General features: G+C 64.8%; 15 protein-coding genes. 6 read left to right on the forward strand and 9 right to left on the reverse strand.

The window, feature by feature from the left end; genetic code table 11:
• Positions 1 to 45 precede the first annotated feature (45 nt).
• Positions 46 to 1,113, forward strand: a complete 1,068-nt coding sequence (locus C7G42_RS24075; RefSeq protein ID WP_106951408.1) for an endo-1,4-beta-xylanase — start codon at positions 46 to 48, stop codon at positions 1,111 to 1,113.
• A 10-nt stretch (positions 1,114 to 1,123) separates the two neighbouring features.
• On the opposite strand, the gene C7G42_RS24080 is transcribed toward C7G42_RS24075, so the two are convergent.
• Entirely contained in the window at positions 1,124 to 2,074 is a 951-nt protein-coding gene (locus C7G42_RS24080) for a DUF6492 family protein (RefSeq protein ID WP_106951409.1), read from the reverse strand.
• 626 nt (positions 2,075 to 2,700) lie between these two features.
• Here C7G42_RS24080 and C7G42_RS24090 point away from each other — a divergent pair.
• Positions 2,701 to 3,399 carry a 4'-phosphopantetheinyl transferase family protein gene (locus C7G42_RS24090; protein ID WP_245427906.1) on the forward strand — a complete coding sequence of 233 codons (699 nt, stop codon included), beginning with the start codon at positions 2,701 to 2,703 and terminating at the stop codon, positions 3,397 to 3,399.
• A gap of 19 nt (positions 3,400 to 3,418) precedes the next feature.
• Here the strand turns inward: C7G42_RS24090 and C7G42_RS24095 are convergent, their stop codons facing one another.
• From C7G42_RS24095 to C7G42_RS24105, 3 genes are all read right to left on the reverse strand, one after another.
• Positions 3,419 to 4,444 carry a histone deacetylase family protein gene (locus C7G42_RS24095; protein WP_106951412.1) on the reverse strand — a complete coding sequence of 342 codons (1,026 nt, stop codon included), beginning with the start codon at positions 4,442 to 4,444 and terminating at the stop codon, positions 3,419 to 3,421.
• Positions 4,445 to 4,552: 108 nt separating this feature from the next.
• Positions 4,553 to 5,494 (reverse strand): SMP-30/gluconolactonase/LRE family protein, encoded by a 942-nt coding sequence (locus tag C7G42_RS24100; protein ID WP_199581099.1) that lies wholly within the window; start codon positions 5,492 to 5,494, stop codon positions 4,553 to 4,555.
• The gene (locus tag C7G42_RS24105) at positions 5,451 to 7,469 is read right to left on the reverse strand and encodes a PQQ-dependent sugar dehydrogenase (RefSeq protein ID WP_245427926.1); all 2,019 of its coding nucleotides are present in this window, start codon (positions 7,467 to 7,469) and stop codon (positions 5,451 to 5,453) included. The genes C7G42_RS24100 and C7G42_RS24105 overlap by 44 nt, the downstream gene beginning before the upstream one ends.
• Positions 7,470 to 7,730: 261 nt before the next feature.
• Here C7G42_RS24105 and C7G42_RS24110 point away from each other — a divergent pair, with 261 nt between their 5' ends.
• Together C7G42_RS24110 and C7G42_RS35435 are read left to right on the forward strand one after the other, a co-directional pair.
• On the forward strand, positions 7,731 to 7,964 hold the full coding sequence (locus C7G42_RS24110) for a DUF6894 family protein (RefSeq protein ID WP_106951415.1): 234 nt from the start codon (positions 7,731 to 7,733) through the stop codon (positions 7,962 to 7,964).
• Positions 7,965 to 7,973: 9 nt separating this feature from the next.
• Positions 7,974 to 8,150 (forward strand): hypothetical protein, encoded by a 177-nt coding sequence (locus C7G42_RS35435; RefSeq protein ID WP_199581100.1) that lies wholly within the window; start codon positions 7,974 to 7,976, stop codon positions 8,148 to 8,150.
• Between the two features lie 140 nt (positions 8,151 to 8,290).
• On the opposite strand, the gene C7G42_RS24115 is transcribed toward C7G42_RS35435, so the two are convergent.
• The gene (locus tag C7G42_RS24115; protein WP_106951416.1) at positions 8,291 to 9,064 is read right to left on the reverse strand and encodes an enoyl-CoA hydratase-related protein; all 774 of its coding nucleotides are present in this window, start codon (positions 9,062 to 9,064) and stop codon (positions 8,291 to 8,293) included.
• Positions 9,065 to 9,184: 120 nt separating this feature from the next.
• Between C7G42_RS24115 and C7G42_RS24120 the strand changes: the two genes are divergently transcribed.
• Both C7G42_RS24120 and C7G42_RS35440 read left to right on the forward strand, forming a co-directional pair.
• Positions 9,185 to 10,774, forward strand: coding sequence for a gamma-glutamyltransferase family protein (locus C7G42_RS24120; protein WP_106951417.1), 1,590 nt, complete (start codon positions 9,185 to 9,187; stop codon positions 10,772 to 10,774).
• Positions 10,775 to 10,930: 156 nt separating this feature from the next.
• Positions 10,931 to 11,173, forward strand: coding sequence for a hypothetical protein (locus C7G42_RS35440; protein ID WP_199581101.1), 243 nt, complete (start codon positions 10,931 to 10,933; stop codon positions 11,171 to 11,173).
• 46 nt (positions 11,174 to 11,219) lie between these two features.
• Here C7G42_RS35440 and C7G42_RS24130 read toward each other — a convergent pair whose 3' ends face one another.
• The 4 genes from C7G42_RS24130 to C7G42_RS24145 are packed head-to-tail and all read right to left on the reverse strand — an operon-like array spanning position 11,220 to position 14,683.
• Entirely contained in the window at positions 11,220 to 12,503 is a 1,284-nt protein-coding gene (locus C7G42_RS24130; protein WP_106951419.1) for an NAD(P)/FAD-dependent oxidoreductase, read from the reverse strand.
• A 12-nt stretch (positions 12,504 to 12,515) separates the two neighbouring features.
• A complete protein-coding gene (locus tag C7G42_RS24135; RefSeq protein ID WP_106951420.1) occupies positions 12,516 to 13,247 on the reverse strand; it encodes an amino acid ABC transporter ATP-binding protein in 732 nt (243 codons plus the stop codon).
• A complete protein-coding gene (locus C7G42_RS24140; protein ID WP_106951421.1) occupies positions 13,244 to 13,897 on the reverse strand; it encodes an amino acid ABC transporter permease in 654 nt (217 codons plus the stop codon). The genes C7G42_RS24135 and C7G42_RS24140 overlap by 4 nt, the downstream gene beginning before the upstream one ends.
• A 27-nt stretch (positions 13,898 to 13,924) precedes the next feature.
• Positions 13,925 to 14,683 carry an ABC transporter substrate-binding protein gene (locus C7G42_RS24145; protein WP_106951422.1) on the reverse strand — a complete coding sequence of 253 codons (759 nt, stop codon included), beginning with the start codon at positions 14,681 to 14,683 and terminating at the stop codon, positions 13,925 to 13,927.
• Position 14,684 lies beyond the last annotated feature (1 nt).

Raw genomic sequence — 14,684 nt, forward strand, 5'->3', positions numbered from 1 at the left:
GGCGACGCTTGGTACGATGGTGCGTTGGCTCGAAAAGGGACTGCCGTGACCAGGCTCGACAGACGCGAATTTCTCCTCGGCGGCGCCGCAGCACTCGCGGCAGGCGCATCCGTGTCGGCGGCGCCGGCGTCGAAGCTGGCGCAGCGCCATCAGGGGTTCGGCGCAGCGGCCACGCTCTGGGACCTGCAAGCCGATCCCAGGCTCGGCGAAGCCATCAGCACCTATTGCACCCAGGTCGTCCCGGTGCTCGAACTGAAATGGCCGATGCTGCGGCCGAATGCGCACACGTTCAATTTCGAGCGCGCCGATGCCATCCTGGATTTTGCGCGGGACAACGACCTGACGATGCGCGGCCACGCGCTGGCCTGGTATCACGACATCCCGGACTGGGCCAAGCAGATCAAGGACACCCGCGGCGTCGAGCGCGCCTATGTCGACCACATCGGCACTGTCGTCTCCTATTACAAGGACAAGCTGACGTCGTGGGATGTCGTCAACGAGCCGATCCCGGACAATCCCCGCAGCCCGAAGGACCGGCGCGACACGTTCTGGACCCAGCATCTCGGCCAGAGCTGGATTCCGCTGGCCTTCCGCACGGCGGCTGCAGCCGATCCCTTCGTCAAGCTGGCGATCAACGAATATGACATCGAGTCCGCCAAGGATTCCTTCATTGCCAAGCGCGCGGCTTACCGACACCTGATCATGGACCTGCTCGACCAGGGCGTTCCGCTCCATGCCGTGGGGCTGCAATCGCACCTCCATGCCGAGCTCGATATCGACACTCACGGGCTGGCCGAATTCGTCACCGAGCTGCGCTCGTGGGGACTCGAGGTGTATGTCACCGAGCTCGACGTCGACGACCAGAAGCTGACGGGCAATCCGGCGGAGCGCGATGCCATCGTCGCCAAGCGCGTCAACGACCTGCTGACGGCGATCTCGACCAGCGGCCCGGTGCGCTCGATCCTGACCTGGGGCCTCTCGGATCGCTACAGCTGGATCAACGGCACCTTTGCCCGCGCGGACAAGCAGCCGAACCGCCCGCTGCCGCTCGACGGCGAGTTCAAGCCGAAGCCGTTCATGGACGTGATCGGCAAGTTCACGAAGGACGCTTGAACGCGCGAGCCTAGCTGCGCGCCTTTGCCTCGAACTCGGCCGCATCGTCGATATGGTCCGGTGCAAGGCTCGGAGCGCGGCGATCGCGCGAGCTGAGCCGGAACACGTCGCGGATGTCATCGACCGAGGTCGACGAATAGGACTGGATGCAGAGCGCGACCTGCTCGGGCCTGGCGGCACGCATCAGCGCTTCGATGGCCGGACGGTCGAGCGGCGTGTCATCCCAATGCGAGACCGCGATGCTGTCTTCTGTGACCCGATGGGCGGCCAGATGCACGGGCGAGTTCGCGACGTAGTGGCCGTACATCAGATATTCCGAGAACTTCTTCTTCCGGCACAGCGCCAGAACCCAGTTCAAGCCGGTCGCCGACTTGATGGCATCGGTCATCGCGCGAGCGGTGTCCCTGTCCCAGACCAGCGCGTTGCCGACGTAATCGTCGGCCGGGAAAGAGCGGTCCTTGATGCCGAGAAGCTGATCGACGGTGCGCAGCCACAACCCATGCAAGGGGTGATCAGCGCCGATGTCCTTCGGCGTGACGAACAGCGGCGTCTTCTCGGCGCCGGCATATTGGCCGACGTCGAATTCGCGGAAGAACAGATTGTCCGAATCCAGGATGCAGACGCGCTGCTCGGGCGCGTTGAGGACGCCCGCGATCTTCAGGATCTGCTGGATGTGCCAGCCATGCACCGGCGACGACAGCAGCGACAGCCAGACCCGCCGCTTGCTGATGAACTGGAGCGCCGGCGGCAGCGCGAACAGCCATTTCGGCAAATACCGCGAGGCCGGAACGATGACCCGCTTGTCGGACGCGAACCGCGCGAACAGCGGCAAATCCTCATCGTTAACGAGGACATAATGCCGCGTGTATCCCGTAAGCCAGGTGTCGATGCTCTCGCTGAGCAGCGAAAAGCGTTCGATATCCTTGGCATAGCTGGCAGTCAGCAGGGCAACGGAATGCATGGGCGCGCTCAAATGGCCATCGGACCGTACTCATAGCGGCGGCGGGATGCGATGGATACGTCCATTCGCAATCAAGGTAAAATGAAACGAAGCGTTAGCCATCCGACGTGACCGTTCGGACCACGCCCGGCTGGAGCGACGGAGCTCTCATCACGGATGATTACGGGGCTCACTCGCCAAAGCTGTGAATGACCCAGTTGCAGCTTGATTATTTGGCGCCACCGCGCAAGATATCCTGCGTTTTGATTTGGACGAATATTTTCGACCGGGGGGTCGTTATGGGTGTGATCGAATTTTTCAAGAGCACCTCGTTGGGCGACGAGGATTGCAAGGGTCTCCAAAACAGACTGGTTGCCGAGAAGACGTAGGCTTATCGGCGCGCAGGAATCGTCAGGCTTCACTTTTCTAGGATGGCCGCTCGCGGGTAGAGCTTGGGGTCTCGCACAAGCTTGCGCCTGTAAACCGGCCTGAAAATCGACAAGAATTCGCCCCGGTGGATCGCTAGAAGCGGTCTGCGTGGTTGATTCTTGCTCAGTTGTTTCTTCCGTCGGGATCGGGGATTTGCCCCCGGCCTGGCGCTAAGGGCCCAATTGATGGCGAACGACAGAATTGAGCTCTTTGTCGGATTGATCGAATCCATTGACGCGCCGGGCGCGGTCGAGGAGTGCCGGCAGCTGCTCTCGGTCGATGAACGGGTCCGTGCCGATCGCTTCATGTTCGAGCGGCATCGACGACAGTACATTTTCGCACATGCGATGCTGCGCCTGGCGCTGTCGCAGATCGCCTCCAACGTCGCGCCGTCCGACTGGTCCTTTGCAACGGGTCGCTACGGGCGGCCGTTTGTCGCAGCGCCCGTGACATCGAGCGCGCTGCATTTCAGCCTGTCTCACGCCGACGGCTGCGTCGCCTGCGTCGTGTCGAGGCATGAATCCGTCGGCGTGGACGTCGAAACGGTGTCGCGGCGGGTGGCGCCGCTGTCCACCGCGCTTCGCTTCTTTGCGCCGGAGGAGGTCGAAACGCTGCGCGCACTGCCGGAGCCGGCTGCGACCGAGCGCTTCTTCGACTATTGGACGCTCAAGGAAGCCTATCTGAAGGCCAGGGGCTTCGGGCTCAATTTGCCGCTCGACGCCTTCGCGATGCAGGTCTCGCAGGAGGCCATCGAGATCAGCTTCAAGCCCGATATCGCAGACGATCCCGACGGCTGGCGCTTCTCGCTGAGCTCGCCCTCGCCCTCGCATCGCCTTGCGATCGCCGACGGCTCCCGTGCGGACGGTGGCCTTCCCATCAGCCGCAATGCCTGGCCGCTCCGGGAAGCGGCTGAATGACGCCGCCGCGGAGGCGGCATCACCGCGCCTCTTCGAGTCCCGCCAGCACCGAGGTCAGGTTCGCGCCCAGAATATCCGAGAGGTAGCCGCCCTCCTGCACGAACACGGTCGGCAGGCCCATCCTGGCGATGGCCTGGCCGATGCGGCGGAAGCCCGGCGTGGTCACGGCGAGGCCCTTGAGCGGATCGTGCTCGGAGGCATCCAAGCCGAGCGCGATGACGAGGGCACCCGGGGCAAAGGACTCGATCGCCTTGCGCGCGACGTCCATCGCCTGGATGTAGCCGTCATCGCCGGTACCGATCGCGAGCGGGATGTTGAGATTGGTGCCGAGACCCGCGCCCTCACCGCGCTCATGGGCATAGCCCCACACGTAGGGATAGTAGGCGACGGGATCGGCATGGATCGACACCGTGTAGACGTCGGGCCGGGCGTAGAAGATGCCTTGGGTGCCGTTGCCGTGATGGACGTCGACGTCGAGGATCACGACGCGCTCGTGCCTCTGCCGCAGATGCGCGGCAGCGATCGCGCTGTTGTTGAGGAAACAGAAGCCACCGGCCATGTCGCGATAGGCGTGATGACCGGGCGGACGGCAGAGCGCATAGACCGCATCCTCGCCATCCATCACCATCTGCGCGGCCGTGGCCGCAACGTCGGTCGCCGCACAGACGGCGGCCCAGGTGCCCGGACCGATCGGCGCCGCGGTGTCGGCGGTGTGCCAGCCGAGACGGCCTACGATATGGGTCGGGTAGGTCGCAACATGGCGCACCGGATGGATGTTGCCGATCATCTCCGGGCCGGAATCGCCGAGCGCTGTCCAGGCGTCCCAGGCTTCGCTCAGGAACGACAGATATTCCGGACTGTGAATGCGCGCACGAGGTCCCTGCCCGAATGTGGTCGGCTCGACCAGTTGGTGCTTGCCGTCCTTCAAGCCCTTGAGCAGGCGGTCGGCGCGCTCCGGCTGCTCGGTGGTGCGCTTGACGACACCGCGGACCAGGAAGAATTGCGGATCGTGGCTGCGGTGCAGTTCGGTATGGACGGCTTTCACTCAACACTCCGTGGTCTTTTGAAGCTGCCACAGATGTCTTGATCACTGCGGCCGCAGGATGCAAGCAAGAAGAATGCCGCCTCGCCCTGCGCCGGAAGCAGACCGAACTCAGCAGCGTCCGCGCTGCAGGCAGTGCTCGCGACCGGGCTGATCGGTGCGGAAGGACTCGATGAAGCCGCCCTGGCGCTGGGTGACGAAGACCGTCTTGCCGTCGCTGCCGCCGAAGGCGAGATTGGTCGGCTCCTTGGCCTTCAGCGCGATCTCCCGCTCGACCGCGCCACTCGGCTTCATCAGCGCGATCGTGCCCTTGAGAATGCGCGCGACATAGAGCCGGCCGGCAACATCGGTGCGCAGTCCGTCGACGGTGTCGGGCTGAAACGCCTTGACGAGTTTTGCAGCCGAGAGCTCGCTGCCGTTGATCGCATAGGACCAGATCTGGCCGTTGCTGGATTCCCCGACATAGAGCGTCTTGCCGTCGGGGCTGAGATCGATGCCGTTAGTGGTGCCCATCGCACGTGGCGCCGACATGATCTGTCCCTGCACCGTGCCGTCGGCGGCTTTCGCGATCCGCCAGATATGGCCTTGCCGGCCCTTCCAGTTCGGATCGCTCGCATAGATCGTGCCCTCGCGCGCGATCGTGATGTCGTTGGGCTGGTTCATCTCGTCGGAGTGAAACCAGAGAGACGGCTCCGTCGTCCCCTTCGCAATCGCGAAAATGTTGTGCTTCTTGTAGTCGGCGATGAACATGGTGCCGCTGCGATCAAAGCGGATGGCGTTGCCGACACTGCCCTCGGGAAGCGCCGTGAACAGCTCAGACCCGGTGCCGCCGGCGGGTAGCCGACCGATGGTGCCGGGCTTGCCGAGATTGACCACGAACAAATTGCCCTCGAGGTCAGCCGCGGGCCCCTCGATGCCATGTGTGTATTCGCCGGCAGGCGTCACCTGCGCGCTCTCGAACAGCTTCGTCTCTGCGCGGGCGGACGCCGTCGCAACGACGATGAGGACGCTACTGCACAGGCACCAGAAATTCCTGCCGGATGTAATAGCCATCGCCGTCGCTGCACTCGCCATTCAGATAGGGATCGGCCGGCCGGAAGAATCGGCTGAAACCGGGTTTGTCTACAGCGCTCCTTTGTGTCACGACAACGACCTTTCCGGACGGTATTTCGCCGCATTCCTTGTTCGCTTTGCCAAAGAACTTGCGCTGCGGTGGTCCCGGCTTAATCCGCATCCGCGTGCCCGGAACCATTGTCGCGACGAGCACATCCATGGTGTCGAGCAGCCGCGCGTAGCCGGGCTCGGTCTTCGGCAGGCCCTCCCCACCGGGCGGCATCAGCTTCCCTGCGCCGAGACCGCGTAGCCGCGTGCGCAGTCTGCCGGCGCCGGGATCGCCGGGATAGATCCAGCCGTCCTGCGAAAGCATGAAGCGGAGCACCGCCGCGTCCTTCTCCGTTTCCGATTGGCCGCCCTTCAAACCAAAATCCGAATGACAGCCGATGCAATGTTTCTCGACGAGGCCTTTGCGCAGCGTGATCAGCCGGGCATTGTTCTGCGCATCCCCAGCGACGAAAGCCGCGAGCTGGTCGATCATCGCCTGGCTGCGCATATCGCACGGCAGCGGTGGCGGCGGATCACCCGCAGCACGGTCGATGCGGATCACGGTCTGGTTCTTGTCCTCAACCAGCCAGATCGCGCCGTCCTCGGCAACGGTCATGCCGACGGGCGCACCTTGCGGTCGCGCGCCGTTGACGCGGTGCCAGCCTGCGATCAGTTCGTCGAACGGCGCGGCGGCGACCTCGCCGGTGTTGGTCTGAAAGCTGCGCGCCGGATCGGCGGCGCAGCTGACGCGGTAACGCACCGGCGCCGGGGAAAGCTTGGGGAAACCGTGATCGTCGACATCATAGACGAGGACACGGCTGCCGGTCGGACGATAGCCGTGGAGACCGACCAGCAGCTTGCCCTCCAGCTCCGGAAATTTATTGCCGTGATAATAGAGCATCGCCAGCGGCGCGCCGTGCGGCGGCATCAGCGAGAGCGGCGGTTTGTAGAGGGCGTTGGCCGTGCAGAGCGATTTGTAGACCCCGCCTTGCAGCACGTTTCTGAATTCCGGGCTCGGCGTCGACAGATCGTAGCAATAGGGCCAGCCGTAATGCCTGCCCGGCTCGATCGCGTTGATCTCCTCGTTCGGCTTGAAGATATCCGGCAAGTCGCGGCTGTTCTCGCCCTGCAGGAAGGCGTAGCCGGCATCTGGAAAATTCGGATGCAGCGCCAGTGCCATCGAGTTGCGCAAGCCCCGCGCATAGACAAGATGCGGCGGATCGGGATCCTTCGGCGTCAATGCCGGAAAAGCGCCGCTCCTTGGCGGTGTGAAGAGCCAGATCGACGCCATGGCGGACGCTCCCTCGGCTGCGGCGCAAGGCTTTGTGATCGGCGCCGGCGTGATGCAGTCGTCGCTGTGCGAGCCGACATTGACGAAGAGACGCCCGTTCCTGTCGAAGACGAACTGCTTGAGCGGATGCGCACTCTCCTCGACCTTTGTGCCGTCGGGCAGCGTGATCCGGCGGCCCGGCATGTGACGGATGATCGTCTCGACCGTGCCGCGCGGATTGTCGGCGAGCGGATCGAACCGGAAGATGGTCTCCGCGGTCGAGGCATAGAGCTTCCTGTCCGGGCCGATGGCGAGGCCGAACGGATATTCGATGCCGGTCAGCAATTCCTTGAGCCGCCCGCCCTGAGCCGCGCGCGGATCGAGCAGCAGCAGCCGTCCATCAGCGTGGGCCCATCCCCCCATGTCGGCCACCACGAACAGCTCGCGGCCGGGCACTTGGACGATCGCACGCGGAAATTTGAGACGATCCTCTTCGCTGGCGACGAGCCCGGCGCAAAATCCGGCCTTCATGTCGATCTGGATCCTGGGAAAAGCGAGATCGCCACTGCCGCAGTTTTCCGCGCCGATCGCATAGCCGCTGCGGCGGAGTGGCTCCGACGCCGCCGCCGAGGTGAGCCCAAGCAGCGCCGCCAAGATCCCCGCACATGCGCGCAGGCTTCGGCGTTCACGCCTGGATGTGAAGCAGCTCACGGCATCTCCCCCGATTCCCTGCGAAAATCTGTTCCATGCCGTCCGAACGCAGTCCAGTCGAACATCACTCGCCTGTGATTAAACCTTTAACGACCTCTGGGCCGACCAATCTCCGTAGATTCCCCCACCGGGATCGACCCGAATGTTTCGCGAAGGCTTCGGGTGGTACCGGTTTGCCATCAGAGTTGCTCCCGCCAGGAGGCGCATATGGTCCAGGTCTTTTTTCATTGCTCCAACACCGAGGGCACGCTGATCGACCGCTATGGCACCGCCGTCTCCAATCTCACCGAGGCGCGCGACCGTGCTTCCCAAATCATGCGTTCGATGATCCTGACGCCGAGCAACGAAGACTGGCGTGATTGGGTGATCCATGTCAGCGACGACGACGGCGAAGAGATTTTCGATCTCCCCTTCACCGCCATGCTCGGCAAGCCGCATTGAGGTGATGCCATGTTGATCGCGTCACTGAGCCTCTTGCGCCAGCCGCTGAGCTTCGTCGCCGCCAAATGGCAGACGCTGATCCGGGTCGCCGGCAATCCCTACCGCCCCGAGCTGCACTATATGCGCGGGCCGGGCCCCAAATGGCGCGCCAAGTATCAGGCCAGCCGGCTGAACCGCCCGTTCTAAGGCGCACCGGCCCCTACTCTCTTCTCTGTGTTTTCGTCATGGCCGGGCTTGTCCCGGCCATCCACGTTCTTGGACCACTCGCGGGAGACGTGGATGCCCGGGTCAAGCCCGGGCATGGAGCCCATAGTGCACTCCCCACCTCACTTCCCCGTAAACTTCGCCTTGCGTTTTTCGACAAAAGCATTGCGCCCCTCGATCGCGTCGGCACTCTTGCGGACCACGGCTTGAAGCTCGATCTCGCGGCGGAACTGCGCCTCGTAGGTCGCATGCTCGCTCTCCTCGACGAGAGTGCGCGTCGCCACCAAGGCGCGGGTCGGGCCCTCGGCGAGACGGCGTGCCAACGTCAGCGCTTCCTCCATCAGCTTCGCATCGTCGACGACCTGCCGCACGAGGCCGATCTCATGGGCGCGTTCGGCCGTCAGCGGCTCGTTCAGCAGCATCAGCTCGAGCGCGCGCTGGCGGCCAATCAACCGCGGCAGCAGCCAGGTCGAGCCGAGATCCGGCACCAGCGCGATGCGGCTGAACACCTGGATGAAGCTTGCCGACCGCGCCGCGACGATCATGTCGCCCGCCATCGCCAGGCTGAAGCCGCCGCCGGCCGCCACGCCATTGACGGCGACGACGACGGGCACGCGGCATTCGCGCAGCGCCTTGAAGGCGGGCCAGTAGAACCGCATGACGCCGGCCGCAATGTCCTCGCCCAGCGCTTCCGACGCCTTCAAATTCTGTCCTGAGCAAAAACCGCGCCCGGCGCCGGTGAGGATCAGGGCTCGAATACCCTCGTCCTGCGACATCTCGCCGATGGCGGCGGCGAGCGCGCCGAGCAGGTCCGGCGTCATCGCGTTCAGGCTCGCCGGCTCGTCCAGCGTCAGGATTCCGACCGCGCCATCCCGCGCCTGTTTCACACCAGCCATGTCGCGTCTCCTTTGGATTTTCTCGTTGGCGGCAATGTGCCATCCTTCGCTCGTCCCGCCAATGCTGGAGCTTTCACTCCAGCACGGCAACGCCAGAACAACAGAGATCAAGACGACATCATGCCTCATCAGTTCAGCCTCAACCAAACCGTCCGCAAACCTGCCGTCACATCCAACGGCGGCATCGTCGCCTCGCAGTCGCGGCGCGCGGCTGAAGTGGGCGCGCAGGTGCTGGCGGCGGGCGGCGACTGCGTGGACGCGGTCGTGGCAACCACCATGGCGCTGAACGTGCTGGAGCCTTGGAACAGCGGTATCGGCGGCGGCGGTGCAATGGTGCTCTACCGCGCCAAGGAAAATCGCACCGAAGTCATCGACTACGGCATGTCGGCGCCGCAGAGCCTGCGCGCCGCCGATTATCCCCTGAGCGGCGCAGGCGCAGCCTCCGATCTTTTCCCCTGGCCGCGGGTGAAGGACGACCGCAACATCCACGGTCCCGGTTCGATCGCGGTGCCCGGCGTCGTCGCCGGAATGGAGGAGGCGCATCGCCGCTACGCCAGGATGCCGTGGAAGGATCTGGTCACGCCGGCAGCCACGCTTGCCGGCGAAGGCCTGCTGGTCGATTGGTGGACCACCGTGACGATCTCGGGGTCGGCCGCCGATCTCAGGCGCTATCCCGCCAGCGCTGCGGCGTTCCTGAAGGACGGGCTGCCACCGACCGCACCATGGGGCATCAAGGCCGAGACGCGACTACCGCAGGACTCGCTGAAAGCGACGCTGTCGCATCTCGCCGAGGCCGGTCCGCGTGATTTCTACCAGGGCGATCTCGCCAGGAGCATCGCCTCCGACATCAAGGCCGACGGCGGTTCACTGTCGGTCGAGGACCTCGCCGCCTTCCGCGCGCATTTCCGCGAGCCGTTGGCGATCCCGTATCGCGACGGCAAGGTGTATGCGACGCCCGAGCTCACGGCCGGACCGACCATGGCGCACGCGCTGCGCCTGTTGCAGCAGAGCCTGAAGCCGGGAGGTGCGCCGGACGCAGCCGCCTATGTCGAATATGCCCTCGCTCTGCAGGCGGCCTTTCGCGAGCGGCTCAAGGACATGGGCGATGCCGACGGCAAGCGATCGCTCGGTGCCGAATATCTGGCACCCGCCTGCACCACGCATTTCTCCGTGGTCGACCGACACGGCAACATCGCCGCAGTGACACAGACGCTGCTGTCGTCGTTCGGTTCGAGATACGTGACGCCGCACAGCGGCATCGCGATGAACAACGGCATCATGTGGTTCGATCCGACGCCGGGTACCACCAATTCGCTCGCGCCCGGCAAGCGCTGCCTCTGCAACTACACGCCCGTCATCGCAGAGACGAAGGACGGCAAGCGGCTCGCGGTCGGCGCCTCCGGCGGCCGCCGCATCCTGCCCTCGGTGATGCAGCTCGTCTCCTTTGCGATGGACTTCGGCATGGATCTCGACGCCGCCATCCACCAGCCGCGCATCGACGCCAGCGAAGGCGCGGTGGTGATCGGCGATGCTCGCCTGCCGGAGGATGTCCGCAAAGCCCTTGCCGCGCGCTTCGACTATGAAGAGACTCGCGTGCAGGCTCTGCCGCAGAAATTCGCTTGCCCGAGCGTGGTGATGCGCCAGGGCGGCATCAATTCCGGGGCGGTCGAGACCTTTCATCCTTGGGCGGATGCGGTGGCGGAAGGCTGAGCGCAACGATCGACGCGAGGTCGTGCCAGCACGTGTTGAGCGCTCGCGCGATGACGCGTGTGCGTTTCTTAAGACGCCTCCACGGTTACGAGGAACCAACCCGCCTGCGCTTCGTTCATTGACCGGACAAGTGCGCTCGCCCCAATGGAGGACATTATGAAGAAATTTGCGCTCGCCGCGTCGCTGGTCATTGCGGCCGGCCTCACCTTTGCCAGCCCCGCACTGGCCAAGGGCGGACATGGAGGCGGTCACGGCCATGGCCACGGCCACGGTCACGGTCACGGTCATTCTATGGGTCACCATCACCATGGCACACCGCCGGGATGGTCGCGCGGACGCAAGGTCGGCTGGCGCGGTCACGGCTGCCCGCCCGGCCTGTGGAAGCAGGGCCGCTGCTGATCCGCCAATCACGGCAAGGCGCCGTCCCTGACCGGGCGGCGCCTTCTCATATGCCCAACCGGTCCCGCACCCGCCCCGCGATCACGGCGGTCGTCACACCCACCGGCCAGAACGCATGCATCGGGATCGGCTTGATGCCGGTGATAGGCATGTCGATCTCGGCCTCGGCGCCGCCGATCAGCCGTCGCGCAAGCTGCGCCCCCATCGCGGTCGAAAGCGCGACGCCGCGGCCGTTGCAGCCAAGCGAGATCAGGATGTTTTCGGCCGGCTCATGCACATGGGGATAGTGATCCCCGGTGATGGCGAGGCGGCTATTCCAGCCGTGCGTCCAGGAAACGCCCCTGAGCTGCGGCCATAGCCGCTCTGCATACCGCATGAGATAGGCGACGTCGTGTGGCGACTTGATCCAGCGCATCGGGCCGCGGCCGCCCATCAACAGGCGGTTGTGCTGATCGATGCGGTAATAGACCGTGATGTGACCGCTCTCGTAGAGCACGGGACGCGTCGGCATGATGGCGCGGGCCACCGCGTCGGAGAGCGGCGCCGTGGCGGCGATCGATGAGAACACCGGCACGATGGTGCGGCGGAGCGCCGGCCAGAGATCGTCGGTAAAGCCGTTGGTGGCGAGCAGGACCTTGTCGGCATGCACCACCGCCCGCGGCGTCTCGATGCGCCATCGCGAGCCCTCGCGACGGAGTGACAGCGCGGGCGTCTCGCCATGCACCTTCGCGCCGGCGGAGATCGCCGCACGCGCGAGACCGCGGGCGTAGCTGAGTGGATGCAGATCGCCGCCTCGCGCATCCAGCATGGCGCCGATGTATCGGTCGCTGCCGGTCATCTCGCGGAGCTGCTCGCGGTTCAGAGAGGTCACCGGCATGCCGCGGCGGATGCATTGCTGCGCGGTCTTTTCGATCGCGGCAGCACTGGCCTCGTTATAGGCCGCACGCAGCGTCCCGTTCTGCCGCGCTTCGCACGGGATCTGATAGCGGCGGATCAGCTCGTGGGTGAAATTCGTTGTGCCGTAGGAGAACGCGATCATGCGGCGGCCGAGGTCCGCGCCGAAATCGGCCTCGATCTGATCAGGGTCGTGCTTCAGGCCGGGATTGGTGTGGCCGCCATTATTGCCAGACGCGCCCCAACCCGGCTCCTGCGCCTCCAGCACCAGGGCGTCGACACCTTGCTCGGCCAGATGCAACGCGGTGGAGAGGCCTGTGTAGCCGCCGCCGATGATCGCGACGGAGACATTCTTGTCCGTATCGAGCGGCGGCGTGGCAACCGGCGCGACGGCGGTGTCGGCATAGAGCGATGGCGGCAGAGGCAGGCGCGTCATATCGAGAACCGGTCAGAGCGGATGCAGGACGCGCCGCAGGAAGTCCTGGGTGCGCGGATGCTGGGGTTGGTTGAGCAGCGCCTTGGCCGGCCCCTGCTCGACGATGATTCCGCCGTCGATGAACAGCACGCGGTCGGCAACGTCGCGGGCAAAGCCCATCTCGTGGGTGACGACCACCATGGTCATGCCGTCGTCGGCGAGCTTGCGCATCACACCGAGCACGTCGCCGACCAGTTCAGGGTCGAGCGCCGAGGTCGGCTCGTCGAACAGGATCGCCTTGGGCTGCATCGCGAGCGCTCGCGCGATCGCGACGCGCTGCTGCTGGCCGCCGGAAAGCTGGGGCGGATGCGCGTCGGCCTTTTCGGCGAGCCCGACCTGAGCGAGCAGCGCGCGGCCGCGCTCGAGGGCCTGCGCGCGGGATTCCTTCTTGACGTAGAGCGGCCCCTCGATGACGTTTTCGAGCGCGGTGCGGTGAGGAAACAGGTTGAAGCGCTGGAACACCATCGAGACCTGGGTGCGAACCTTCACGATCGACGGCGCATCGCGATCGACCTTCAGGCCTTCGATGCTGATCTCGCCGCGGTCGTAGCTTTCAAGGCCGTTGATGCAGCGCAGGATCGTCGACTTGCCCGAGCCGGACGGGCCGATGACGCAGACCACCTCGCCCTTCTGGACGGACGCCGTGACGCCCTTGAGCACCTCGTTCGCGCCAAAGCTCTTGTGGACGTCGTTGAGCTCGATCATTTCTTGCCCGCCCGCTTCTCGAAATGACGAACCAGCAGGATCAGCGGGATGCTCATGGTGAGATACATCAGCGCCACCATCGTGAACACGTTGGTGTTCTTGAAGGTCGAGGATGCGATCAGCTTGCCCTGAAGCGCGAGCTCGGCGACCGTGATGGTCGAGGCCTGCGAAGAATCCTTCAGCATCATGATCATCACGTTGCCATAGGGCGGCAGCACGATCCGCACCGCCTGCGGCAGCACCACGCGGCGCATGGTCAGCCACCAGCCCATGCCGATCGACTGCGCCGCCTCGATCTGGCCCTTGTCGATCGCCTCGATGCCGGCGCGAAAGTTCTCGGCCTGGTAGGCCGAATAGGCGATGCCGAGTCCGAGGATCGCGGCCTGCAGCGCCGACAGCGTGACGCCGAGATCGGGCATCACGAAGTAGAGGTAAAACAGCAGCACGATGATAGGGATGCCGCGGATCACGTTGATCAGGCTGGCGCTGAGCAGCGACAGCGCCTTGATGCCGGAGACCCGCATCATCGCCCAGAGCAGGCCGAGCACCGTCGAGAGCAGCAGCGAGCCTATGGTGACGACGATCGTGAGCACGACGCCGCTCATCAGGATCGGAAAGAACTCGACCGCGTCGTGCCAGAAGCCCTTCATCGTTCAGCTTTCGTCGATCGCGATCGGTCAGCCCTGAGCCTTCAGGCCCCATTTGTCGAGGATCTTGTCGATGGTGCCGTTGGCCTTGAGCTTTGCCAGCGACGCGTTGATCTTGCCGAGCAGCGCGGCTTCGCCCTTGCGGACGCCGATGCCGACCGAGCCGACGGTGACGGGCTTGTAACCGTCGACGAGACGCACCTCGGGGAAACCGCCTTGCTTCAGATTGTAGGCGAGGATCGGATAGTCCGCGTAGCCGGCCTTGAGGCGGCCGGTGTTCACGTCGCGCAGGATGTCGGGGATGGTGTCGTAGGCCTTGACGTCGGCGAACAGGCCGGACTTCTTCAGCGCATCGACGAAGGCGGTGCCGACCTGGGCGCCGACCGTCTCGCCCTTCAGATCATCCTGCGTGGCATAGGCCTTGGTGTCGGCCTTCGGGACCACCAGGCCTTCGCCATAGGTGTAGATCGGATCGGAGAAGTCGACGACCTCCTTGCGCGGCGCCGTGATGAACATCGCGGCCGCGATGATGTCGATCTTGCTCGACGTCAACGACGGGATCAGCGCCGAGAACTGCATCGGCTCGATCTGCACGTTGAAGCCGGCATCCTTGCCCACTTCCGTGACGAGATCGACCATGATGCCCTGGATGGTGTTGGTCTTGGTGTCGAGGAAGGTGAAGGGAATGCCCGTCGGCGTCGAGCCCACCTTCAGCACTTGTTGCGCCGAGGCCGGCGCCACGGCTGCAATTGCGAGCGCCGCGACCGCGGCCAGACCAAAACGCTTCATC

The organism is Bradyrhizobium sp. MOS003 (assembly GCF_003020125.1).
Taxonomy (GTDB): domain Bacteria; phylum Pseudomonadota; class Alphaproteobacteria; order Rhizobiales; family Xanthobacteraceae; genus Bradyrhizobium.